Source organism: Psychrobacter sp. LFX-11D, from assembly GCF_904846475.1.
Lineage (GTDB): Bacteria > Pseudomonadota > Gammaproteobacteria > Pseudomonadales > Moraxellaceae > Psychrobacter > Psychrobacter cryohalolentis.
The window spans coordinates 81,123-104,828 of sequence record NZ_CAJHAV010000007.1 but is presented as its reverse complement, the minus strand read 5'-3'; the positions used below and the strand labels follow the sequence as shown (position 1 = coordinate 104,828).

The following is a 23,706-nucleotide window of genomic DNA, read 5'->3' as shown; positions in this document are numbered from 1 at the left end:
ATTTTCAGTTATTAATCAAACCGATTTTTCGAGCAGATAGGGCAGTTTGCCATTGCTGGTAACGAACATGTTGTTTTTCTAAATTCGAGTCTGAGCCAGCATTTAAAACATCATTGCCCGTATTATGGTGCTCTGTCAGACTCAGGCTATTGTCCTCTAACAGTTGTACAATCAGTCCATGTTTGGCGTGATTGGCGATCTGATCAAGTTTACGCAATGTACCACGGTCAGGCAGCGCTTTAAAATGAATACCAAGCAATACCTGTACCGGATTTGCATCTAGGTAAGCCTTTAGCCGTGCCATATCATCACGGTCATCAAGAATACCAAAATTCTCAATATCAGTCGTATCAGTAATGCCTGTATCGAAACCCGACTGCCACCATTGGTTTTGCTCCGCTGGATACTCTAATAGCGCAACCAGTTTTTTGCCAGCACTGACTTGGGCTTTTGGGGCGATAGGCGCGGGGGCTTCTTTAAAGTCATCAGCATCCACCACATGACGCTGCCAAAAGTTCAAAATCTTTTGATAATAGGGCAGCTTGATATCCAAACGCATCTTTTTACGACGGAACATCAAGGCACAAAATGCCCATGCAATTGCGCGTGGGACAATCCCGTACATCAGTAAACTACCAACCAACAAGCCCGCCCATTGCCGTGCGACAGACAAAGGCATAGCATCAGTCACTAATCGGCTCTGTACGATAGCCGTACTGTCCGGAATATCGAATCCAACCATACTTGGTAACCATCCAAGTAGTTGCGTCAAAGTAATTAGCGCCTGATCTGACAGCAGCGTTGACTCCCAGCTAAAGCTGTATTGACGCACGATCAACAGAAAAATAATCGCAAGCAGCATACCAGTCAGTGTGGCAAGCCATAACTGATGACTAAATCTGCCCAAATACCAACGCATACCGCTGTGTTGCAGCTGCCGCTCATATAAATTCACCGCTGCCTGAGTTACATCATCTTTACCACGTATCAAATAACTGGGACTGACAAAGCTGGCAAACCAGTTTGAAGACTGCTTGCCTTGATTGATAAGCGTCATAGCTAGCCAGCCCAGAAGCATAAGACTATGAAAACCCAATAAGCATACCAAGACGTAAAAGAAGTTCACCACATTGGTCTGCAATAAGGTAAATAAGCCCAAAAATCCCGAGAGACAGCAAATCACGCTCATAACAACCATGATGCCTTTGATGCGACCATCAATCTTACCAAGCACGCCTGCCAGCGCGGCATTGCTGTCTATTCGTGACGCTCGTCGATGCAGTTTTTGCAGTGGCGAGCCTTCTTCATTTTGCAGCTTTTCAGTAATGAGTAGCGGGTCAGTGGCAAAGACATGCTGCTGCGTCTCAAGAGTACGTACCAGCTCAGTCAATTGGTCTTGGGGCGATAGCATGGTCTGATGTCCGTATAATCAATGGTGAAATGAAATATCAAAATGTGTTGAAAATTATAATCATAAAAGCGTATTTGTTGATGCAATTATTACTTTATTTCTGAAGGTTATAGATGTCAATTTTAATGATATTTATGTTGCTAACAAAAAACCTGACCATATGGTCAATAATAACTGGCAGTTATTATAAATAAGCGGTATGCTAAAAACACATTAGAATCCTGATTTAAATGTTTTATCAAATATTCATCCCTATTCTAATGTCAAATTCAGATTATACACAGCGCTATCTGCCGCTATAAACAAAAGTGGCGTTATAGCTGACCAATAATAAAGATTGATGAATAAAAGGGCGATACGCCTTTTTAGCAATGATAGGTAGAGTATTTGGTTTTATAACAATCTTGAGTCCCATTCTAGGAGTTGTCGAAGAACAAGCCTAGAACATATTAACAACAGAACACGAAGGACGGCTATTTAATATGGATATTAAATCTACTTCTCAATCGGCAGTTGCCCGCCCAGAAGATGAAAACTTGGGTATGGGTGCCAATATTGCTTATGGCTTTCAACACGTATTGACCATGTACGGTGGTATTATTGCGGTTCCATTAATTGTGGGACAGGCAGCTGGATTATTACCCGCTGAAATTGGCTTGTTAATTGCCGCCTCATTATTTATCGGTGGTCTTGCGACTTTATTGCAAACGATTGGTGTGCCATTCTTTGGCTGTCAGCTGCCACTCGTACAAGGTGTATCGTTTGCGAGTGTGGCAACCGTGGTTGCGATTGTGACAACGGGGGGCGGACTACCTTCTGTGTTTGGTGCTGTCATTGCTGCCTCTGCTTTGGGCTTTTTGATCACGCCTATTTTCTCCCAAATTATCAAATTCTTCCCGCCATTAGTGACTGGCACCGTCATTACTACTATTGGTTTGACCTTGATGCCAGTCGCTGCCCGCTGGGCAATGGGCGGCAACAGCAACTTACCTACCTTTGGTAGTATGACCAATATTGGTCTTGCTGGCTTCACGCTAGCGATGGTGTTATTACTAAGCAAGCTTGGTAATGCGGCGATCAGTCGCCTATCGATTCTATTAGCGATGGTCATTGGTACTTTTGCTGCTTGGGCATTGGGCTTGGTTGATTTCTCTGGTATTACGACAGGCTCTATTTTTGCTTTCCCATCACCGTTCCATTTTGGTATGCCGACCTTTGAGATTGCGGCAATTATCTCTATGTTTATCGTGGTATTGGTTATTTTGGTTGAAACGTCAGCAGATATTTTGGCGGTCGGCGATATCATTGAGACAGATATCGATTCAAAACGTTTGGGTAATGGACTACGAGCTGATATGGCAGCCAGTATGATTGCCCCTATATTTGGCTCATTTACTCAAAGTGCTTTTGCACAAAACGTAGGTCTAGTTGCCGTAACAGGTGTTAAAAGCCGTTTTGTAGTCGCTTATGCCGGTATTATTCTGGTTATTTTGGGCTTGATGCCGATTATGGGTCGTGTTATCGCTACCGTTCCTACCGCCGTACTTGGCGGCGCCGGTATCGTATTGTTTGGTACGGTTGCAGCCAGTGGTATTCGCACGCTTGCGCAGGTCAGCTATACCAATAATATGAATCTAATCATCGTTGCGACCTCCATCGGTTTTGGTATGCTACCGATTGCCGCGCCAGCATTTTATGATCAATTTCCAGACTGGTTTGCCACGATTTTCCATTCAGGTATCAGCTCTGCTGCCATCATGGCCATTGCCCTAAACTTGTTGTTTAACCACTTAAAAATAGGTAATTCAGACCAACAGTCCGTATTTGTTGCTGGGACAGAAGACCGCTCCGTACGTCCTGTAGTGATGATTGATCTATATGAAGGTGATTATTTTACTGAAGGCAAATTGTTTGATTGCGACGGTAAAGAGATACCTATATCAAAAGAACCAGCGCATCACTAGAAGCTAAAATCAGAGGCTAAAAAAAGCTAGACAATTAAAGCAAACGTATAAAAAGCTGCCTGTTATGGCAGCTTTTTTTTGTGTATATCCTATTTTATCAAAATAATAAGGCTGCAAAAATTTATTAAATGATCAGCGTTCAAGATAAGTGACACACTCCCCCTATGGTAAATAGGTTTACATTGAATCAATATAGTAGAAGTAGTTTTAATATTGCGTTATAACCCCTATAAATACTCACAAGGATGAACGCCTTATGAATACTAAAAATTATTTTATCATCGGTGGCACAGGCGGTATCGGTAAAGCCATGGTTGAACAATTGGTACACACTGCAGCCAATGAACACGCCAGCACCCTTACGAATAACGATATGCACACCAATACTGATATCCGTGTCTTTGCCACATACCATAAAAGCGTGCCTGATTTTGAAGCAGAAAATCTGTATTGGATAGCGATGAATATCTGTGATGAGCAAAGTATCAAACAAGCAGCTGATACGATTAAGCAGCAAACCACACATATAGATTGGGTGATTAATTGTGCTGGACTACTGCATACCAAGACGCGTCAGCCAGAAAAATCACTACAACAGATTGAAAGTGAGTTTTTTTTACAGAATATGCAGGTTAATGCTTTGGCAAGCTTGCTCATTGCCAAGCACATCAAACCGCTATTGGCGAAAGCTGAACAAAGCGCAGATAAGCCTGCGATTTTTGCGACGATATCGGCAAGGGTAGGTAGTATCAGTGACAATCAACTCGGCGGTTGGTACAGCTACCGCATGAGTAAGGCGGCGCTTAATATGGGTATGAAAAACCTGAGTATTGAATGGAGTCGCTCGCTTAAAAACGTCTGCGTGGTAGTAATGCAGCCCGGCACTGTCAACACCCAGCTATCAGCTCCGTTTCAGGGCAACGTAGCTGACGGGCAGCTATTTTCGCCAGCCTATAGTGCTGAATGCTTGCTTGAGGTACTCAGTAAGATGGGTGCTGCCCAATCAGGGAGTTTTGTGGATTGGGCAGGGGAATCTATACCGTGGTAGGTTTTAGAATGAGCCTTATTTCATTAGAAATTGACGAGTTAAGGCGATCAATAGGCGACAAATAAATCCATAAATTCGTTTACTGGTGTTTGCTCTAAGCGCTGCTGATCGCTACACAATGCAAAAATCTCTGTACAGCGACTGTCGATAAACCGTGTCGCAAGACTGGCACGGAACTTTGCCTCCAATATCGGCAAACCTTCAGTACGGCGGCGTTTATGACCGATAGGGTATTCAATCGCCACCTTGTCGGTACTACTGCCATCTTTAAAAAACACCTGAATGGCATTGGCAATCGAGCGCTTGCTTGGATCATGATAGTCTTTTGAATAACCAGCATCTTCTTCAACGACCATCTTATGACGCAACCCGTCAATCAAAATATGATGCTCGGCATGATAATCATCTTCATAGTTTTCAGCCATCAAATCACCAGTGAGTAAAGCCACGGCAACCATATATTGCAAGCAATGATCGCGATCAGCAGGATTGGCCAGCGTCCCTTCCTTTGAGATGATCCGAATAGCAGACTCATGAGTCGTTAGGATGATTTTTTCAATCTCTTCCATGCGGTCATCAATACGTGGATGCAAGATAACGGCCGCCTCACAAGCAGTTTGCGCATGGAACTCGGCAGGGAAGCTTATCTTAAATAAGACATTCTCCATCACATAGCTGCCAAACTCGCGCTGGAAGGTAAAGCACCGCTCGTTTTCAGGCTTAAGCGCCAAATCCTTATTAGTATGGCTAAACAGCACATCATAAAAGCCCCATTGCGGCGCTGTCAATGCAGAGGGTATGCCCATTTCACCGCGACGCGTGATATCGACCAAACGTACTGCGCGACTAGTGGCATCGCCTGCTGCCCAAGACTTACGGCTACCGGCATTGGGTGCATGACGATAGGTACGTAGTGCCTGACCATCTACGATAGCTTGAGAGATGGCAGCCATGATACGCTCATGTGGTAGTTTATAAAGTTTGGCAACAACAGCGGTCGATGCTAACTTCACTAAAAATACATGATCAAGACCCACACGATTAAAGGAATTGTCTAATGCTAACACCCCTTGAATCTCGTGCGCCATAATCATGGCTTCTAGCACTTCTTTCATAATAAGAGGTGCATGCCCCTGACTGACGTTTTGCTGGCTGATATAATCTGCTACTGCCAAAATCGCCCCTAAATTGTCAGAGGGGTGACCCCATTCGGCAGCGAGCCATGTATCATTATAATCAAGCCAGCGCACGATACAACCAATGTCAAAGGCAGCTTTAATAGGGTCTAAGCGATAGGAGGTGCCGGGGACACGCGCGCCATTAGGAGTAATTTGATCGGCGCAATCAGGACCTAAATGCTTGGTACATTCAGGGAAACGTAATGCCAGTAGTCCGCAGCCAAGCGTATCCATCAGGCAGTAGCGAGCGGTATTCCAAGCATCAGAGCTATTGGGTGAGTCGTTATCTATAGAGTAATTGAGTACATAATCGGCGATTTTTTCAATCTCGCTATCATACTCCGGTCGTACATTGCTTTCCACAGTAGACATAATCGTTACCTCTTCCTTGAGTCAGATATATAAGTGACTTATCAATCCTATTGCGAATCAATAAACCTGCTATCAAAAATAGCATACTCACAATCGAACCACAGTGAAGTAGTGTAAGACCTGCCTTGAGTGGAAAAATCTTTAGACCATCAAATACAGCAAACCAATAATAAACAACACTGCTAATATCAATAGCAAAAAGCTAAGAATACTGCTTGTCGTACCTGAGCTTTCTCTTTTTACTTTTACCTTTTTAATAATAGGTAGCACCATAATGACATGCTCAATACCGTCTTCAAGATAATGCTCGCCTTCAGGGATAAACCCAAGAGATTGGTAAAAGTTTAGTAGATAAGTCTGGGCTGAGATGATGATAGGTTTTTTACCGTATTTTTTACGACAATATTTGATAGCCTCTAGCATCATTTGACGGGCGACACCATCACCGCGATGTGCTGCTAAAACCAACACTCTACCAATCGATGGGATAGGACCTGATGGGGTTACGGCAGATTTTTTGGTATTAAAAACAGGCGGGATGATACGGCAATAGCCAATCAGCTGCTCGTTTTGGTGCGCGACCAGATGTAAGCAATCAAAATCGACCTCATCCATGTCTTGATAAGGGCAATTTTGCTCAACCACAAACACTTGCGAGCGCGCTTTTAAAATATGATACAGATCAACGGAGGTTAATTCATCAAAGGTTTTTATCGAAATTTCACAAGTCATAATCACACAGCTTCTAACGATTTAAAGGATAATCAAAAATAGGATGCAGCAAAGAGTGAGCATTATAACGATTTCGTACCGCATTAACTATTCAAGGTTTGACTGATTTTATCTAAGTTCAGGCTATCTGACATGGCACTGAATATTTCAAAATACTTGCCGCCTTTATGGTAGAGATCCTCATGGGTGCCGGTCTCGACCACGCGCCCATCTTCTATCACTACCAAGTCATCGGCATCAATGATTTGGGCAATATTGTGTGAGACCATAATCACGGTTCGGTCTTTTTTTATCAGGTCCAGGCTTTTCTTTACTTGCTGACTGGCTATCGCGTCTAAGCTAGCAGTAGGCTCATCCAAAAACACAATAGGCGGATCCTTTAAGAACATCCTTGCCAGCGCAATACGTTGCTGCTGTCCACCTGATAGAGATTTTGCGGTACTCTCATAGCCTTTGGATAACGACATGATTTGCTCATGAATAGAGGCTTTTTTTGCTGCAATCACAATATCATCGTCACTAGCACTCATATCACCATAACGGATATTTTCGCCAATCGTACCCGAAAAAATATGATTGCTTTGTAGTACCAACCCGATATTTTGACGCAACTCATGAGTATCACAGTCGGCTAAATTATGCCCATCTAAACATATTGTGCCGATGTCTGGCGCGTAAAACTTTACCAATAGGCTAATAATCGTACTCTTGCCAGCACCGGAGAGGCCCACCAGCGCAGTAATTCGATTGGGTTTGATGGTAAAGCTGACATCTTTTAGCGCTTGGGTGCCATTAGGATAAGTAAAATCAACGTTTTTAAGTTCAATGAGACCTTTTAAGTCTTTACTGCTTCTGCCAGTGATGTTCTCAACTTGGCTTTCATCTTCTAAAATCTCAAAAAATCCTTCGGCATAGGTCAGCGCATTGTTGATTTGGTCATAAATACGATGTAATTGACGGATAGGAGCGGCGACGTTTTGGAATAGCATGACGTGGAATAAAATCATCCCGATGGTCATTTGACCTTTTAATACAAAGTAGGCGGTCAGTAAAATAATCACCACCACGCCGATTTGCTCAATAAAGGTCTTTACTGCATCATAAATAAAACCAATGCTACGAATACGCAGCTGATTATCGGTCATGTCTTTTTGAATCTGTAAATGCTTCTCCGCCTCGATAGACTCGCGGACAAACGATTTTACGACACTGATAGAATTAATCAAAGAGATAACCATCCCACTTTTGGCTTCTCTAAAGCCACGCATCTGCCGGCGAAAACCTTGCAACCGTCTCGCTTGTTTTTGACTAATAAAAAAGTAAATCGGGATGATAATCAGACCAACCAAGCCTATCCAAAAATTGGTCGAAAACATGATAATCAGTGAAACGATCGCGCTAGCAAACAGCGGTAGCATATCGATAAAGAAGTTTTGCACCAAGCTTGTAAGACTACTAACACCATAATCGATACGAGTTTGCAATTTTCCGCTGTCGTTTTCACTACTGGTATAAAATGCCATGCGGTAGGTTAAGATGCGCTCAATGATTTTTTGCGATAAATCACGTGATAGATTGATACGAATCTTTTCGCCAAAAAAGCGCTGACCAAAAGAGATAAATATCGACAGTATCTCTTTGGTCAAGAGCACCGCACTGATAATGGTCAGCATGCGCAGACCTGCTTCCCATGGCTCGGCAAGGGTAGCGATTTCGGTCAAGGTATCAACGGCATAGCGCAACACAAAGGCATTAACTTGCGCGGTAAAGGAGCCAAGCACCGTTAAGATTAGCGTAGCGATAATTAAGGTTTTGTAAGGCGCGGCAAATACCGCCAGTTTTTTTAGAATATCCCACAACAGCGCCCGCCGTTCTTTTTTCTCGACCGGCGGCTTTTTATCTAACTGCACATGGCGTGACTGGGGACGGGTTGGCATAAAAATTTAGCTCATGGATTTTAATGTTTTACTAAATCATATTTATATTAAAATTATTAAAATAAAGTTTGGTATTATATAGAGCCATTCTTTGTTCTCTTTTGGTGGACGCCATTTGAAAATGCTTCCTTATATCTTGATTAGCCTGTTAGGCGGTGCCATTGTTCCGCTCCAGCTGGCTATTGTCAACGCTTTTCGAGAAAGTACGCAAGCTTCGCAGATCCAATCTACCTTTTATTTATACTTAGGAGGTGCATTGGCTTCTCTAGTGCTGTCCTATATGATGAGTGGTGGTATCAAGCCGCCAATAATTGAAAATGCGACATGGTGGATGTGGTTACCAGGATTTTTAGGCAGCTTTTATATCTTGTTTATGTTTATTGCTGCGCCAAAAATAGGCGCAGGTAATACATTGCTCTGGGTTTTTCTAGGGCAAATGTATTTTGCCTTGATTCTAAGCCAAACTGGCTTATTTGGCTTAGAGGTTAAAACAATAGATATCTATAAAATTTCTGGTTTAGCCTTAGTCACTATAGGCGGGATGTTAATGATATATGGAGAGAGTAAAGTAAACGGTTAAAAAGCATCCGCTGGCACAAAAACTTCACCAACCATGATACGACGTGCTGAGCGACTCATCGAGACTTTTTTGGCTTGCCAGCGCCCATCGACCAGTTCAGTTTTTCCACCGACGAGCAACGTACCTGATGGGTGACCAAAACGTACTTCATCGAACTTCTGACCACCAGCGGCCTCATTAACCAGTGTACCTTGTGTGGTTGCCGCTGCTGCAATGGCGACGGCTGCTGTACCCATCATGGCATGATGCAATTGCCCCATGCTCATAGCACGTACCACCAAATCAATCTCGCTAGCATCAACCGATTTGCCACTAGAGGCGGTATAGCTCTGTGCTGCGCCTACCCAAGCGACTTTAGGAATATGTTGGCTGGTCTGCGCCTCGCTCACATCTTTAAACAAGCCCATCGCAACGCCGCCTTTGGCGCGGATAGTCTCAAGCTTGGCAAGTAGCTCACCGTCGCTGTTGATATTGCCTTGCAACTCAGTACCCGTAAAGCCTAAATCTACTGCTTTCAGAAAGATAGTTGGGATGCCTGCGCTGATAAAAGTGGCTTTGACGCTGTCGGTAGTTAAGCCACAACCAGATACATCGAAGTCATCGATTAGATTGTTTGTCGGGAACATGTCACTAGATGAATCAACTGGATCGATGAACTCAATTTTGACTTCAGCGGCTGGGAAGGTCACACCGTCTAATTCAAAGTCACCGGTTTCTTGCACTTGTACCTTGCCTTGCTCATCTTGATACACAGGCACGTGAGCGATAATGGTTTTACTGATATTCTCTTGCCAAATATGCACTTCACAGATGCCAGTATTCGCACTATTGGCGATCTTATCAGCATCGATCAGACCCATATTAATCGCACAAGCGCCAACTGAAGCGGTTAAGTTGCCACAGTTTCCCGCCCAATCAATCATTGGCTTGGCGATATTGACTTGTCCAAACAGATAGTTCACGTCGTGATCTGATTTGTCAGAGGCCGATAAAATGACCGTTTTTGACGTGCTGGAGCTGCCATTACCTAAGCCATCGATTTGCTTGCCATAAGGATCTGGGCTACCGATGACACGTAGCAAAAACTTATCACGTGATTCACCAGCAACTTGGCAACGCTCAGGTAAATCAGACAGTTTAAAAAACGTGCCTTTTGACGTGCCACCGCGCATGTAGGTAGCCGGAACTGAGATTTGTGGGGCGAATTTTGGTTTTGATTTAGAATTGGTTTGGGTCACTGTATTAAGTCCTTTTTACATTGTTATAAGATTGGGTATGGTGCCATCAGCAAGTAAACCCGAACGACTAAGAGCGCTTGTTAATAATGATAGCGACAAGAAATAATCGTGAGGTAATTATCATCGACGGCATATACCAACCGATTGGCATCATCGATGCGTCTTGACCAAAATCCGGATAGATTCTCTTTTAGGGGCTCAGGCTTACCAATGCCTTCAAACGGATTACGCTTACATTCGGTGATGAGCTTATTGACACGTTTGAGTGTTTTTTTGTCTTGTGTCTGCCAGTACAAATAGTCCTTCCACGCAGCATCTGTCCATGCTAGTTGCTCACTCATTATCAGACCTTTTACGTTTATTAAAGCCTTTGAGCTCAAGCATTCTCAACGTCGCTATCCGTATGCTCATTGTTATCGCTGCTACCATTACTTTTATCACTGCCTTCTGCCGTATCAATGAGCTCACGCGTAACAGTCTTGCCAGCTTTATATTGGGTAATAGATTCCGCTAAGTGCGCCGCATTGGCAGGAGATTTTAATAGATAGACGGTTTCCATCAGACTATTGTAATAATCAAGCGACATTACAACCGCATCATCAGCGTCACGACGGGTCACGATAGTGGCGTTGGCATCATCGTTTACCGTATCTAGAACGGACTTTAAGTGCTTTCTGGCTTCTGAAAAACTAATGACTCTCACAACATACTCCATAACTTGTACAATATATAGTACATATTACGCCATTAATTAAGTAAACTCAATATTTAGCTACTATCTAATACTTAGGTATAAGTAAGAAGGCTCAGTGTGTAGAATGCAAAAGCAAATAAAAGCCGATGTCATATAAGGTTATACAACATCGGCTCTTTGATTATTTCACACTCATGACACTTACGCGATATCTAACGTGCCATCGATAAACTCTTTGGCAAAGCGCTGTAGCATCCCGCCTGCGTTATACATTTTAACCTCATCAGCGGTATCTAAACGGCAAATGATAGGGGTTTCAGTCGTGCTACCATCAGCACGGTTAATCACCAGCGTCATCATGCCGCCAGCAGAAACTTCGCCTGTGACATCAAAGACTTCCGTACCATCTATATTTAGGGTGTTCCGAGTCGTACCTTTTTCAAACTGCAAAGGTAGTGCACCCATACCAACTAAGTTTTGACGATGGATACGCTCAAAATCTTCAGCGACCACCACCTCAACGCCTGCTAAACGCACGCCTTTGGCAGCCCAATCACGGCTTGATCCTTGACCATAGCCGTCACCTGCGATAATGATCAGCGGCTGTTCACGGTTCATATAGGTTTCGATTGCTTCCCACATGCGCATGACCTGACCTTGTGGTTCAACCCTAGCAAGCGAACCTTGGATTACTTCACCTTTTTCATCACGTACCATTTCATTCAATAGCTTTGGATTGGCAAAGGTTGCACGCTGAGCCGTTAAATGGTCGCCGCGATGGGTGGCATAAGAGTTATAGTCTTCGCTTGGCAGACCCATGGTATCAAGGTACTCGCCAGCTGCTGAGTCGCCCAAAATCGCATTAGACGGTGATAAATGGTCAGTGGTAATATTGTCACCTAATACCGCTAATGGACGCATACCTTTTAGCTTATTCATCGCTGCCATTTTGCCTTCCCAATAGGGTGGACGACGAATATAAGTGGTCTGATCACGCCAGTTATATAGTGGACTGAGCGCTTTACCCGTATCTTTTTTGGCTTCATCAAACATCGGGATATACACGGCATTGAACTGCTCAGGCTTCACGGCAGCAGCGACAATAGCATCGACTTCGTCATCATCAAACCAAATGTCTTTTAGATAAACATCATTGCCATCCATGTCTTTGCCCAATGAATCTTTTTCAATATCAAAACGGATATTACCGGCGATAGCATAAGCGATGACCAGTGGCGGTGACGCTAAGAACGCTTGCTTGGCATACGGGTGGATACGACCATCAAAGTTACGGTTACCCGATAATACCGCAGTGGTGAACAGATCGTTATCGATGATTTCTTTTTCGATATCAGGATCAAGCGCGCCACTCATACCATTACAAGTGGTACAAGCAAAGCCAACCACGTCAAAGCCGATTTCTTGTAGCTCAGGCATCAGACCCGCTTCTTCTAGATACATTTTGACGGTTTTTGAGCCGGGTGCTAATGACGATTTCACCCAAGGCTTACGCAATAAGCCTTTCTTATTAGCATTACGGGCGACAAGACCAGCAGCAACCATGTTGCGAGGATTAGACGTATTGGTACAGCTGGTAATCGCGGCGATAATCACCGCGCCATTTGGCATCAAACCATCTTTTGGCTCTGGTAATTTATCACCCTCACCGTGAGCAATACCTTTCGCAACCAAATCTGTGGTTGACACGCGCGCATGCGGACGTGAAGGGCCTGCCATATTACGGACTACTGATGATAGATCAAACTCAAGCACACGTGCATATTCCGCATTTTCCATGCCGTCAGCCCATAGACCGGTCTGCTTGGCATATTGCTCAACCAGTTTAATTTGTGCTTCACTACGACCTGTTAAGCGTAGGTAGTCAATGGTTTGCTCATCGATATAGAACATCGCTGCGGTTGCGCCATATTCTGGGGTCATGTTTGAGATAGAAGCACGGTCACCGACGCTTAATTGGCGTGCCCCTTCACCGAAGAATTCAATATATGTAGATACCACGCCTGCATCACGCAAGAACTCGGTCATAGCCAATACCAAATCGGTACCAGTAATGCCTCTTTGTAATTTACCAGTTAGCTTAACACCTACATAATCAGGGAGACGCATATAAGACGGGTTACCAAGCATGACGCTTTCCGCTTCAAGCCCGCCAACACCGATTGAGATAACGCCTAAGGCATCAACCATCGGCGTATGACTATCGGTACCGACCAAGGTATCGGCAAACGCCACTTGTTCACCGGCTTTATTTTGCACCACTTGTACAACCGGTGACATTTTTTCTAAGTTGATTTGATGCATGATGCCGTTACCCGGTGGTACGACGTTCACATTATCAAAGGCATACTGACACCAGTTGATAAAGTGAAAACGATCATCGTTACGGCGCTCTTCGATAGCACGGTTTTTCTCAAATGCATTTTCTTCAAAGCCTGCATGCTCAACAGCCAATGAATGGTCGACAATCAGTTGCGTTGGAACAATCGGATTCACTTTTGATGGGTCACCGCCTTGTTCAGCGATGGCATCACGTAGACCTGCCAAATCAACAAACGCGGTCTGACCTAGGATATCGTGGCAGACGACGCGAGCAGGGTACCAAGGAAAATCTAAATCTTGCTTGCCTTCGATATGTTGCTTGAGCGCCGCCGTTAAATCTTCTGGCGGGCAACGACGTACCAAGTTTTCACACAGTACTTTTGAGCAGAACGGTAGCTTGTCATACGCGCCCGCTTCGATGTTTTCGATTGCTTCACGGGTATCAAAGTAATACAAATCTGTGTCAGGTAATGGCTTTTTAAAGGGTTCATTCATCGGTTGTACAAGGGCGTTGTCCATAAGTCACCTTTAGCTGTTGGCTGGTTTAAATTCAAAAAATAGTCATTCTTTTAGCAAAATCATCAGTGAAATGAGACGTTAGAAGAGTGCTTTGCTAAAAAAATACGGTTAAAAAGACAGTGAGGTTATTAAGAAAAGGTTTAACTACTAAATTGTTGTATATGTTTAGCAGTTAAACCGCCTATCTCACATAAGTATTTATGCGAGATAGTAAATATATATGGATTAACGCGCACTCATCTCTGGTACTGGGCGCAGCTCTTCACCGGTATATTCCGCACTTGGGCGAATGATACGGTTATTGGCACGTTGCTCAAACACGTGTGCTGCCCAGCCTGTTAGACGCGAGCAAACAAAGATTGGCGTGAACAGTTTGGTTGGAATACCCATAAAGTGATAGGCAGACGCATGGAAAAAATCAGCATTACAGAACAACTTCTTCTCGCGCCACATGACTTCTTCACAGCGTACTGATACTGGGTATAGCACTTCATCACCAACATCTGCTGCCAGTTTTTCAGCCCAACCTTTAATCACGACATTACGTGGATCTGATTCGCTATAGATAGCATGACCAAAGCCCATAATCTTATCTTTACGCGCTAGCATTGCCATCATCTCAGACTCTGCTTGATCAGGAGAAGTAAAGCCTTCAATCATATCCATCGCCGCTTCGTTGGCGCCGCCATGCAAATGACCGCGTAATGAGCCAATCGCGCCAGTGATACAAGAATGAATGTCAGATAAAGTAGATGCACAAACGCGAGCGGTAAAGGTTGAGGCGTTAAACTCGTGCTCTGCATAAAGAATCAGTGAGACGTTCATTACCTTAGTATGTAGCTCGTTTGGTTTTTCACCTTTTAGCAGATGTAAGAAATGACCGCCAATGGTATCGTCATCAGTTTCAGTTTCGATACGCACGTTGTCGTGGCTGAAGCGATACCAGTAATTGATGATTGATGGGAAAACCGCCAGCATACGGTCGGTTTTATCGTTCTCTTGTGAGAAGTCAGTTTCCATCTCAAGGTTACCAAGCATCGAGCAACCGGTACGTAATACGTCCATCGGATGGGCGTCCGCAGGAATACGCTCAAGCACATCTTTTAATGCTTGTGGTAAGCCACGTAAACCTTTCAATTTAGTTTGATAAGCATCAAGCTCACTTTGGGTAGGTAAGTTGCCGTATAGCAACATATAAGCCACTTCCTCAAAGATGCACTTGTCTGCCAATTCTGAGACATCATAACCACGATAAGTCAGACCTGAGCCTGATTTACCAACGGTAGATAGAGCCGTCTTACCTGCTACTTGACCACGAAGACCTGCGCCCGAAAGTTCTTTTTGTGCTGCCATGATAAATTCCTTTTGTTGGTAGCTTGTGTTGGATAAAAGATAAAGGTACTGCAAATATCAAATACTGCGTTGACATCCTCATTGCTAGAAAAACCAACGCTTTTAACCGCTAAAACTACTTATTATCTGCAAATAACTTGTCTAGCGTTTGTTCAAACTCATGATAGTTTAAGAAGTCATACAGCTCCATACGGGTTTGCATGGTGTCAACAACTTTTTCTTGTGTGCCATCAGTCAATAGATGCTGATATACGTTTAATGCCGCTTTGTTCATCGCACGGAAGGCTGACAACGGATAAAGCACCATATCGACACCCACCGCGTATAACTGCTCGGTGGTATATAGATCGGTCTGACCAAATTCGGTCATATTAGCTAGGACTGGAATATCAAGCACATCGGTAAACTTACGGTACATCTCAATATCAGTGAGTGCTTCGGCAAAAATCATATCAGCACCAGCTTCTTGAAAAGCAACCGCGCGCTCAACCGCTGCATCAAGACCTTCGACAGATAGGGCGTCGGTACGTGCCATCACCACAAAATCTTTGTCCGTCTTGGCATCAAGTGCCGCTTTTAGGCGATCAACCATTTCTGAGATACTAACGATTTCTTTATTTGGACGATGACCACAACGCTTTTGCGCCACTTGGTCTTCGATATGAACCGCCGCCACACCGGCTTTTTCCATTTTACGAATGGTTTGAGCAATATTAAATGCACCACCAAAACCGGTGTCAATATCAACCAATAATGGCGTATCAACCGCATCGGTAATACGGCGCGCATCTTCTAAGACGTTATCAAGGCTAGTCATACCCAAGTCTGGCAAGCCAAATGAGGCATTGGCCACGCCAGCACCAGAGAGATATAAGGCTTGATGACCAACTTGAGTTGCCATCATTGCTGTATAAGCGTTAATCGCGCCAGCAATCTGTAGCGGTTGATTATTATCATTTTTTTGTTTCATTGCACTGCGAAAGCGAGCGCCAGCTGATAGGGTCATGTCGTGGTCCTTACGTGGAGGGAAGATCTTGTCGTTATCATTCGCGATTCAATCGTTGTGCTTGATTATAACCAATTATTCAGGACTACAAAGCGGGATTTTCATTCAACTCTTAATATAAATTAAATTCATAAATTAAATATATTAATAATATTTATTTTATGGATACTGCTATCCATTAATTAGAGGTTTGTCTCCATTAGTATTCATAACGTATCAAACGCTGCATTTCTTCTTATTAGATATTTACATCTAGTTACAATTATATTTATAAGCGTTTTGTCGTTGTCCACAAAAAAGCCCTCTTAGTCTGGCTAAAAGGGCTTTTACTCTATCGAGTCTATTATTAGCTAGATTGGCTAACCTTTATTTTTAACCAATAATACCTGCAAGGCTAGCTAGGAATAACAAGGTAAAGCCACCTAAGAATACAAGCCCTGCAATCGAATAGGCGTTCATACCGGCTGATAGCTTTTTATGGTTTTTCACGAGCGAATAGTTTAACCAACCAAAGATAGGCGCGGATATAAAGGCCGATATCATCGCAAACTTCAGCATAGCGCCTAATTGACCTGCAAAGAAGCTAATAATCAAAAGACCGCCACCAATAGCATAAGTGGTCCAAAAGGCGATTTGCTTTTTATTAATCTCGTCTTCACTTTTTAGTAAGCGCCAGCATTCGGCATTGGCACGTCCATAGCCATCTGCACAGGTAATAGTGGTGCCAAACATACACATAAAGGCGACAAAGGCGACCAGTAGTCTTGACCATTCACCGATAGTGGCGGTATACATATTGATAAGCTGATCAATATAAGCGACACCTGCGGTTTGAATCTCTTGACCTGAGCCATATTGCACGAAAACGCCCAACGCTAAAAAGAACAAGGCTAAAATAGCGGAAACTAAGAAACCGACATTAAAATCCAGTAAGCCCTGACGGTGAGTGGTATTGTCCGCTTTTCTCTTGGCTGATGTCCACATCGAGGTGATGGCAGCGAACTCAAGTGGTGCTGGCATCCAACCCATAAGAGCCACAATAAACCCTAAAGTCGCCAAGTTCCAAGGAGAGGCAGGGACAAAATCCGCCACCATAACCGTCGGCTTACCAGCAGCAATCATCACCGCTAACACGGTTGCGGATACGAGCGCAATCATAATCCATTTAGTCACGCCGTCAAGCAACTTATAATGACCAGCAATCAGAAAAAACCAACATACCGCAACGATGATGACCGCTAAGGCAATACTTGATAGTCCTACAGATGCGGGCAGCATAAAGCCCAATATCACTGCCGCAAGCAATGTCACAGCCCCCGTACTAATCACCGCCGATAAAATAGATAGGATAAAATAAATCCAGAGATAGGCTTTTGAGCGTTTGGCATAGCCTGCGATTAAGCTCTCGCCAGTGTCGTAGACATAATCGGTGGCAAAGCGGAAGAACGGATACTTAAAGACGTTGGCTAATATAATCATAATCGCCAGCTGCCAGCCATATAACGCGCCAGCCTGTGTCGATGAAATCAGATGCGAGCCGCCAATAGCAGCAGTCGCCATCAGAATACCGGGACCAAAGATTCGCCAGCTAAAGCCTTCTTGCTGCGCGGAGAGAGTATCGCCTGTGGCACTTGGGTTATTGAGTGGTTGTGTGGTCATGCTTACCTCGAAATGGTTAAAACGGCAAATCATCACTTACCTGTGTCAGTTTGCCAATGATCATGAGCGCATCGCTTAATACTATTTATTAGTACTGTTTATGAGTACTGTTTCTTAAAACGATTTGCCTTGTATCGACTTTAGCACACCAATCTGGTTTAGTAGAATGATTATTTATATAATTATTACTTATTTTTTGCATAGCCATTCCTGATAGTTAGCATAATTAAATATAAATATCAAGATTTATCAATGGCTATTTTTTCGGGCTTCTTTATACCACAATTATGACTCAATATCTGATAATTTAGCGCTGAGATTCAAATTTTTGCCGGCGGTAAGTAATGCCGCGCTGCTCGTAGACATGATAAGTCGCACGCAATAAGTCAGGAATATGAGGATGCACAAAATCCTTAAGTGTATGCAGATAAATAGGTGAGGTGACGTTTTCGTGGATGAGGCGCTGATAGCTGATCTGCTCCGTACGCACCGTTTTTAAGCTGGCAGGGACTAAGGTGATGCCTTCGCCCGCCGCTACTAACCCGAGTGCCACTTGCAAGTCACTGACGGTGGTGGTCATAAATGGAGAGATGCCGTACTGTGCAAATAAATATAGTAAAGGCTCTGTTATCTGCTCAACAGTAGAGGCTTGATGATGGCTCGTATTATTTTTCTTATTCTGCCCCAAGGTTTTAGGAGTCCCTGTGCTTGATACCGTTTCTGGCATTGTTTCTGGCACTGTAGATACAGGCAAGTGGGTTTGATGATAGAGAATCAGGCGGTTATTGGCCAAATCGATCAAGCGTTGCTCGCGCACATTGGCAAGCGGATGGGCTTTGGGGAGGGCAACGACATAGCGCTCATGGCGTAACAGTATTTGCTGTATCCATGGGTCTTGATGGGCAAAGCGTCCAAAACCAATATCGATGTCACCAGATTTGAGCGCATCCATTTGCTGATAGGAGCTGATGTCCTTTAGGTTGACGTCAATCTCAGGATTGGACTGCTTCAGTCTGGCGATAATCTCAGGTAGCAACCCATACAGTATAGAGGGTACAAAACCGATATTTAATGCGCTGCTAGGGGCAGATAAGCGCTGGGTCATACCAACAACCGTATCGACTTCTGTCAGTATGGTACTGATTTTATCGTAAAAGAACGTGCCAGCTTCTGTTAAATGTAGCGGTCTGTGATAACGGTCAACCAGCATCACGCCCATATCTGTCTCAAGTTGCTTGAGCAAACGGCTTAGACTGGGCTGTGACAATCCGATTTTGGTAGCGGCTGCGCTAAAGCTCCTAAGCTCGGCAACGGCAATAAACGCATTGAGCTGCTTTAAATCCATGTTTTATGCTCATTTATCTGTAATATCATGTCGATTGATGAAGCGGATACTACTGTATTTTATATCAATAACAGCAAAACTAGAAAATTATGCTTGAAGCATACGAGTTGACACTCTATATTGTTTATTAACGATAGCGTTACACTTTAGCAAACTAATAATTTTTACCCTTCATTCTAGCAGTCATCTACGGTTTCGTGGCATAAACTGGTTTGGTATCACTTCATGAGCGACAAAAAAGACAAGCAAAGCGCCGATTTAGAGGCAAACTTAGCAAAAATCGCTAATACGAAGCCACGACTGCGTAATCGTAAACATAATATCTATGAGCGTTATATCACTCGTGTTGAAAGCGCAGAGACTATTGAAAGTACTATTGAAAATACAGAAAATGAGAGCGAGCCAACTGTCACCAATACTGATGCTTATGATGAGACTGATGCCGGTCTTAGGGCAAGTCTACTGGACAGTCCTGTTCAGCCGCACATATTACAACCGCTTAAAAACGCTGACAAGCTGTCATCCTATGAGCCACTAAGTGCAGCAGAACTAGAGTTATTTGGCAGCCAAGAGCAAGATAATGTGGAAAATACAGCAGGGTTACAGATATCTGATAACGCGAGCACATCGGTAAGCTTAGACTTCTCTGATGAAGATGAGAAGGTTATACACCCTTTAATGACAACAGAGGTGACTGATAACGCAGCTTCTACAGTTAAAGATGAAGATGAAGATACTGAGGTAAATGATAGCGCTTATATTGATGAACCTATCAGCACTGCATCTTTGATAACCTTACCCCTCAAAAAATCGAAAAAAAAGAAAGCGGTAAAATCAATACAAACGCAGAAGAGTAGTAAAAAGCCACTTATTATAGGTATGGTGCTTGGCTCACTCATGATTTCTGGTGCTGTATTCACGTTAATTGCGACTGGTTTCTTGTCCACCGGTACTACGTCTACAGCGTTAAATGAAGCTGGCACGCCTATTAATAAAAACGCGACTCAGACAAGCCCGGTCACCAAACAAACAGCTACTGACACTGAAATAAACACCACTGAGAAGAATGTTGTGGTAGAGGCTAATACGCCACCTGCTGTCATTGAAGTGCCCAGTGACTCTGACCCTGCCAAATCATCAAACCCCAAGCCTGAAACGGACATGACGAATAAGGAAAATGAAGCAGCTGTTAGTGCGCCAAAATCCGAGCCTGCCATCACATACGAAGATTTTAGAGAAGAGTCACAAAACACGCTATATCGTGAAACCAATGATTAGCGTCATAAAAACTCTTGTCTTAAATAACTTTCTTGCTTTTCTTTAGGCTATTTTTTAACCAATGGTCAAATATGAACGGACCAAATGGTAAGAACGAGCCAAGCACGCCGGCAGGGATCGCCCATATAGGCATTTTTATCTTGACGGCTGTGCCCATGAGTACAACAATATAGGCGATGAATAAGCCACCGTGAGCCATACCGATATATTTTACCCCTTCTGGAATGTCCATCATGTACTTTAGTGGCATAGCGATGCAGAGCAACAGTAAAAACGAGGTGCCTTCTAGATAACCTATCGTCGTAAGCGTTTTTAATACTGTATTTTGTTCTGTTGTAAGATTAGAGGCGGGTTCAAACATTGGCTGAGCCTGTGGCACTGTATTTTCCTTTTATCATCGACATATAAGGTATGGTCGTTTAACGAGGTAAGCAATAATAGCAGCCGTAGGTTGCTATTATTGCCTTTAGTGAAAAAACCCATAGAACGGTCAATATATGTGCAAATAAAACAGATTAAGTTAAAAAGCTTGCTAGCTAAGCATCAAGGGCAGGGGGCTTACTTTCAAATTCAGCAAGCATCTTAGTAATGAGCTGATCTTTTTGCTGCCAAACTTGCTCAACCCAATCAAACATTTCTGCTTTTATCGCCTCATCAGTCTCATAGCCGCCATTTTGAACACTGGCAAATAAGTCATCAGGCATCTTAATATGTCTGACATCGACGCCCAGACGCTTGATATTGCCTTTCCATAAGTCGCCATATGTCGGCACACCATCAGGATAGACGATGGTCATATCTAAAATACCATCGATGTCTTCGCCAAGCGCACTAATCGCTAGCGACAAGCCGCCTGCTCTTGGTTTAAGTAAATGCGTATAGGGCGATTGCTGCTTATCCCGTTTTACGGTGGTAAAACGGGTGCCTTCTAGATAATTTAACAGTGTAAAAGGCTTGTCTTTCAGCAATGCACAAGCGCGTTTTGCTTCTTCGATATCTTTGCCTTTTAAGGCAGGATTTTTCGCAATCGCCTCTTTAGAGTGTCGACGCATCATTGGAAAATCGAGAAAATAGAAAGCTTGACCAATGACTGGAATATATATCAGCTCAAACTTGGTAAAAAATCGCGTCAATGGCAAACGCTTTTCACTAATATATTGCACGATACTGGTATCAACCCATGATTGGTGATTACTTACCAATAAATACTTGCCTTCGGTATGGATATCATCAGGTAGGCTGATACGCCAGTCTTTATCCGGCAAAATGTTATCGATCATCGCGTTATTGCTGTTAATCCAATAATTGGTCACATCAATGACCGCTTTATCAGCAATCGCTGCACCAGTAACAGCTTTGGCTGCACCCATAATCCATACAGGAGGACCTGCCAACATACTATTAAAAGTAATAACGCCTGTCGCGGTGGTCAGCGAAGCGATTTTGCCAAGTTTAGGATTGCGTTCATGTAGTTTTTGAACGAATGATTTGAATCGCATGTTAAATCCTCTTAACCTTACATATTATAAGTGGTTAGTAACGTAGTGGCATAATACTAGCAGAAATCGATAGGCGTGTTTACGTAATTGGTTTGGCTTTACATTTCACCGTTAGTCGTGGATATACCTAGTAGCTGATAACTAATAGCTAATAGACGTCAATCGTATTTGATTTATTTTTATATCAAACTAGGTTTATAATTTACCGTTAATATTTAGAGGGTTTACAATCGATGATCGACACTAACACTCTTGATCTCACGACAAGCCAAAAACAAAAAAAATCCAGTGCTAAATACTTAACACTGGATCAATAAGACCAATTACTCAAAGTACCAATCAGCCTTGTAGCTGGTCAATCATACCTTGGTATTTGTCTTTTTTCTCAGCAATCCTACTACGCTCTTCTTCTGCATTGTCTACCGATCCTTCAGAGTCTGCCACTTTCTTATCAAAAGCTTCTAACTCGGCAGTTTTGGCATCCAAAAGTCTGTTAAGCATAATAGCAACCGCTTTTTCAGAAACGTCAAGCGTCATATTAGAAGCTTCAGACGTAAAATCCTCTTTAAGCTTAGCAGCCCATTGATAGATATTAGCTATCGTCGCACTATGCTTGTCCTCATGCTTGTCTTCATTTTCAGAATCAGACTTATCCTCTTCGTCAGATTTCGCTTCTTTTTTGTCAGAAATAAAGTCATCTTTGAGCTTAGAAGCCCATTGATAGATGTTGGCTATCGTCGTACTGTGCTTATCTTCTTTGGCAGAATTGTCATCTTGATCGTCTTTATTGGACTCATCATCCTTGCCAGACTTAGTTTCTTCATCAACCTCATAGTCTTTGTCAGCATTGTAATCTTCAAAATCACCGTCTTCATAAACGACAGTATCACCTTTTACTACTTCTACGCCTGTTACCGCATCATTTGAAGTCGTTGTCGCTGCACTCTCAAGAGACTCTAAGGCATTTTTAATGTTATCGTTATTAGTAGACTTGTCAGACATGATTTATGATCCTTTTAATGGCATTAAGTGAAATATATTTACCGCCAATATTATGCCAGTACAATTTTTTATTCAGTATCTTAATGTAAATTACATGTTTCAATTTGCTAAAAAGGCGGCTACGCCTTAAACAACTTCCATTTCTAATAGTGTTGTAGATGACGCTTCTAACTGATCATATTTTATCACCACATTATTACCTTCAAGACTGGTATCAAGCTCAACATGGTAAGTAGCAAGCGTGACACTTGTATCATCCAAGCATTGACCGGTGGCAAGGTTAAATCTCTGCTTATAAATAGGGGAGGCCACATACAGTACCGCTTCATCAATGCCAGCATCGTTGGTAACAGTAGTGCCTCCAATTAACCCTCTAGATAATACATTAGCCTGACTAAACGGGTCATAGTTATCAAGCGCAAAAAGCTTAGCCTCCTTAGTGCGAAAAATTGCCACTTGTTTACCCTCTATCAGTGCGCAAACACCAGTCTCAGGGAGTATGTCTTCTAATTTACAAACGGTATACTGGTTCATTGGGTGATCCTTATTCG

The 23,706-nt window shown here is 43.2% G+C and carries 19 protein-coding genes and 1 pseudogene; 4 read left to right on the top strand and 16 right to left on the bottom strand.

Annotation, left to right across the window (positions count from 1 at the left end):
• Positions 1-4: 4 nt before the first annotated feature.
• Positions 5-1,411: a DUF2868 domain-containing protein gene (locus JMX75_RS07035; protein WP_201531744.1), complete on the bottom strand. Its 1,407-nt coding sequence runs from the start codon at positions 1,409-1,411 to the stop codon at positions 5-7.
• A 482-nt stretch (positions 1,412-1,893) separates the two neighbouring features.
• Between JMX75_RS07035 and JMX75_RS07030 the strand changes: the two genes are divergently transcribed.
• Together JMX75_RS07030 and JMX75_RS07025 are read left to right on the top strand one after the other, a co-directional pair.
• A complete protein-coding gene (locus JMX75_RS07030; RefSeq protein ID WP_201531742.1) occupies positions 1,894-3,375 on the top strand; it encodes a nucleobase:cation symporter-2 family protein in 1,482 nt (493 codons plus the stop codon).
• A gap of 256 nt (positions 3,376-3,631) precedes the next feature.
• Positions 3,632-4,423 (top strand): SDR family oxidoreductase, encoded by a 792-nt coding sequence (locus JMX75_RS07025; protein WP_201531740.1) that lies wholly within the window; start codon positions 3,632-3,634, stop codon positions 4,421-4,423.
• A 47-nt stretch (positions 4,424-4,470) separates the two neighbouring features.
• On the opposite strand, the gene JMX75_RS07020 is transcribed toward JMX75_RS07025, so the two are convergent.
• The 3 genes from JMX75_RS07020 to JMX75_RS07010 all read right to left on the bottom strand — a co-directional run bounded on the left by JMX75_RS07020 (position 4,471) and on the right by JMX75_RS07010 (position 8,642).
• Positions 4,471-5,973, bottom strand: a complete 1,503-nt coding sequence (locus JMX75_RS07020) for a bifunctional 2-methylcitrate dehydratase/aconitate hydratase (RefSeq protein ID WP_201531738.1) — start codon at positions 5,971-5,973, stop codon at positions 4,471-4,473.
• 141 nt (positions 5,974-6,114) lie between these two features.
• The gene (locus tag JMX75_RS07015) at positions 6,115-6,705 is read right to left on the bottom strand and encodes a GNAT family N-acetyltransferase (protein ID WP_011513636.1); all 591 of its coding nucleotides are present in this window, start codon (positions 6,703-6,705) and stop codon (positions 6,115-6,117) included.
• Between the two features lie 83 nt (positions 6,706-6,788).
• Complete coding sequence (locus JMX75_RS07010) at positions 6,789-8,642, bottom strand: ABC transporter ATP-binding protein (RefSeq protein ID WP_227673047.1); 1,854 nt, start codon at positions 8,640-8,642, stop codon at positions 6,789-6,791.
• Positions 8,643-8,757: 115 nt separating this feature from the next.
• Between JMX75_RS07010 and JMX75_RS07005 the strand changes: the two genes are divergently transcribed.
• Positions 8,758-9,222, top strand: a complete 465-nt coding sequence (locus tag JMX75_RS07005) for a DMT family transporter (protein ID WP_133104347.1) — start codon at positions 8,758-8,760, stop codon at positions 9,220-9,222.
• On the opposite strand, the gene prpF is transcribed toward JMX75_RS07005, so the two are convergent.
• From prpF to JMX75_RS06965, 8 genes and pseudogenes are all read right to left on the bottom strand, one after another.
• Complete coding sequence (gene prpF, locus JMX75_RS07000; RefSeq protein WP_201531737.1) at positions 9,219-10,460, bottom strand: 2-methylaconitate cis-trans isomerase PrpF; 1,242 nt, start codon at positions 10,458-10,460, stop codon at positions 9,219-9,221. The two genes, JMX75_RS07005 and prpF, sit on opposite strands and share 4 nt — an antisense overlap.
• Positions 10,461-10,540: 80 nt before the next feature.
• Positions 10,541-10,801: a Txe/YoeB family addiction module toxin gene (locus JMX75_RS06995; RefSeq protein WP_149491611.1), complete on the bottom strand. Its 261-nt coding sequence runs from the start codon at positions 10,799-10,801 to the stop codon at positions 10,541-10,543.
• A 113-nt stretch (positions 10,802-10,914) separates the two neighbouring features.
• Positions 10,915-11,163, bottom strand: a pseudogene (locus JMX75_RS06990) (type II toxin-antitoxin system Phd/YefM family antitoxin); the annotation flags it as partial.
• 192 nt (positions 11,164-11,355) lie between these two features.
• The gene (acnD, locus tag JMX75_RS06985) at positions 11,356-13,989 is read right to left on the bottom strand and encodes a Fe/S-dependent 2-methylisocitrate dehydratase AcnD (protein WP_201531826.1); all 2,634 of its coding nucleotides are present in this window, start codon (positions 13,987-13,989) and stop codon (positions 11,356-11,358) included.
• Between the two features lie 249 nt (positions 13,990-14,238).
• Complete coding sequence (gene prpC / locus JMX75_RS06980; RefSeq protein ID WP_201531734.1) at positions 14,239-15,366, bottom strand: 2-methylcitrate synthase; 1,128 nt, start codon at positions 15,364-15,366, stop codon at positions 14,239-14,241.
• Positions 15,367-15,481: 115 nt separating this feature from the next.
• Positions 15,482-16,372: a methylisocitrate lyase gene (gene prpB, locus JMX75_RS06975; protein WP_201531733.1), complete on the bottom strand. Its 891-nt coding sequence runs from the start codon at positions 16,370-16,372 to the stop codon at positions 15,482-15,484.
• Positions 16,373-16,744: 372 nt separating this feature from the next.
• Positions 16,745-18,031, bottom strand: a complete 1,287-nt coding sequence (locus tag JMX75_RS06970) for an NRAMP family divalent metal transporter (RefSeq protein ID WP_201531731.1) — start codon at positions 18,029-18,031, stop codon at positions 16,745-16,747.
• A gap of 307 nt (positions 18,032-18,338) precedes the next feature.
• Positions 18,339-19,376, bottom strand: coding sequence for a LysR family transcriptional regulator (locus JMX75_RS06965; RefSeq protein WP_201531729.1), 1,038 nt, complete (start codon positions 19,374-19,376; stop codon positions 18,339-18,341).
• A gap of 225 nt (positions 19,377-19,601) precedes the next feature.
• On the opposite strand from JMX75_RS06965, the gene JMX75_RS06960 reads away from it, so the two are divergent.
• On the top strand, positions 19,602-20,654 hold the full coding sequence (locus JMX75_RS06960; RefSeq protein ID WP_201531727.1) for a hypothetical protein: 1,053 nt from the start codon (positions 19,602-19,604) through the stop codon (positions 20,652-20,654).
• Positions 20,655-20,673: 19 nt separating this feature from the next.
• Here JMX75_RS06960 and JMX75_RS06955 read toward each other — a convergent pair whose 3' ends face one another.
• From JMX75_RS06955 to nirD, 4 genes are all read right to left on the bottom strand, one after another.
• On the bottom strand, positions 20,674-21,033 hold the full coding sequence (locus tag JMX75_RS06955) for a DUF3817 domain-containing protein (RefSeq protein WP_413786636.1): 360 nt from the start codon (positions 21,031-21,033) through the stop codon (positions 20,674-20,676).
• Positions 21,034-21,190: 157 nt separating this feature from the next.
• The gene (locus JMX75_RS06950; protein WP_201531725.1) at positions 21,191-22,153 is read right to left on the bottom strand and encodes an acyltransferase; all 963 of its coding nucleotides are present in this window, start codon (positions 22,151-22,153) and stop codon (positions 21,191-21,193) included.
• A 339-nt stretch (positions 22,154-22,492) separates the two neighbouring features.
• Entirely contained in the window at positions 22,493-23,155 is a 663-nt protein-coding gene (locus JMX75_RS06945; RefSeq protein ID WP_201531723.1) for a hypothetical protein, read from the bottom strand.
• 126 nt (positions 23,156-23,281) lie between these two features.
• On the bottom strand, positions 23,282-23,689 hold the full coding sequence (gene nirD / locus JMX75_RS06940; protein ID WP_201531721.1) for a nitrite reductase small subunit NirD: 408 nt from the start codon (positions 23,687-23,689) through the stop codon (positions 23,282-23,284).
• Positions 23,690-23,706 lie beyond the last annotated feature (17 nt).

What these genes read in the sequence shown, in the direction of transcription:
- JMX75_RS07035 (WP_201531744.1), bottom strand. Translation starts at nt 1,411, where the DNA reads ATGCTATCGCCCCAAGACCAATTGACTGAGCTGGTACGTACTCTTGAG.
- JMX75_RS07030 (WP_201531742.1), top strand. Translation starts at nt 1,894, where the DNA reads ATGGATATTAAATCTACTTCTCAATCGGCAGTTGCCCGCCCAGAAGAT.
- JMX75_RS07025 (WP_201531740.1), top strand. Translation starts at nt 3,632, where the DNA reads ATGAATACTAAAAATTATTTTATCATCGGTGGCACAGGCGGTATCGGT.
- JMX75_RS07020 (WP_201531738.1), bottom strand. Translation starts at nt 5,973, where the DNA reads ATGTCTACTGTGGAAAGCAATGTACGACCGGAGTATGATAGCGAGATT.
- JMX75_RS07015 (WP_011513636.1), bottom strand. Translation starts at nt 6,705, where the DNA reads ATGACTTGTGAAATTTCGATAAAAACCTTTGATGAATTAACCTCCGTT.
- JMX75_RS07010 (WP_227673047.1), bottom strand. Translation starts at nt 8,642, where the DNA reads ATGCCAACCCGTCCCCAGTCACGCCATGTGCAGTTAGATAAAAAGCCG.
- JMX75_RS06995 (WP_149491611.1), bottom strand. Translation starts at nt 10,801, where the DNA reads ATGAGTGAGCAACTAGCATGGACAGATGCTGCGTGGAAGGACTATTTG.
- acnD (WP_201531826.1), bottom strand. Translation starts at nt 13,989, where the DNA reads ATGAATGAACCCTTTAAAAAGCCATTACCTGACACAGATTTGTATTAC.
- prpC (WP_201531734.1), bottom strand. Translation starts at nt 15,366, where the DNA reads ATGGCAGCACAAAAAGAACTTTCGGGCGCAGGTCTTCGTGGTCAAGTA.
- prpB (WP_201531733.1), bottom strand. Translation starts at nt 16,372, where the DNA reads ATGACCCTATCAGCTGGCGCTCGCTTTCGCAGTGCAATGAAACAAAAA.
- JMX75_RS06970 (WP_201531731.1), bottom strand. Translation starts at nt 18,031, where the DNA reads ATGACCACACAACCACTCAATAACCCAAGTGCCACAGGCGATACTCTC.
- JMX75_RS06965 (WP_201531729.1), bottom strand. Translation starts at nt 19,376, where the DNA reads ATGGATTTAAAGCAGCTCAATGCGTTTATTGCCGTTGCCGAGCTTAGG.
- JMX75_RS06960 (WP_201531727.1), top strand. Translation starts at nt 19,602, where the DNA reads ATGAGCGACAAAAAAGACAAGCAAAGCGCCGATTTAGAGGCAAACTTA.
- JMX75_RS06950 (WP_201531725.1), bottom strand. Translation starts at nt 22,153, where the DNA reads ATGCGATTCAAATCATTCGTTCAAAAACTACATGAACGCAATCCTAAA.
- JMX75_RS06945 (WP_201531723.1), bottom strand. Translation starts at nt 23,155, where the DNA reads ATGTCTGACAAGTCTACTAATAACGATAACATTAAAAATGCCTTAGAG.
- nirD (WP_201531721.1), bottom strand. Translation starts at nt 23,689, where the DNA reads ATGAACCAGTATACCGTTTGTAAATTAGAAGACATACTCCCTGAGACT.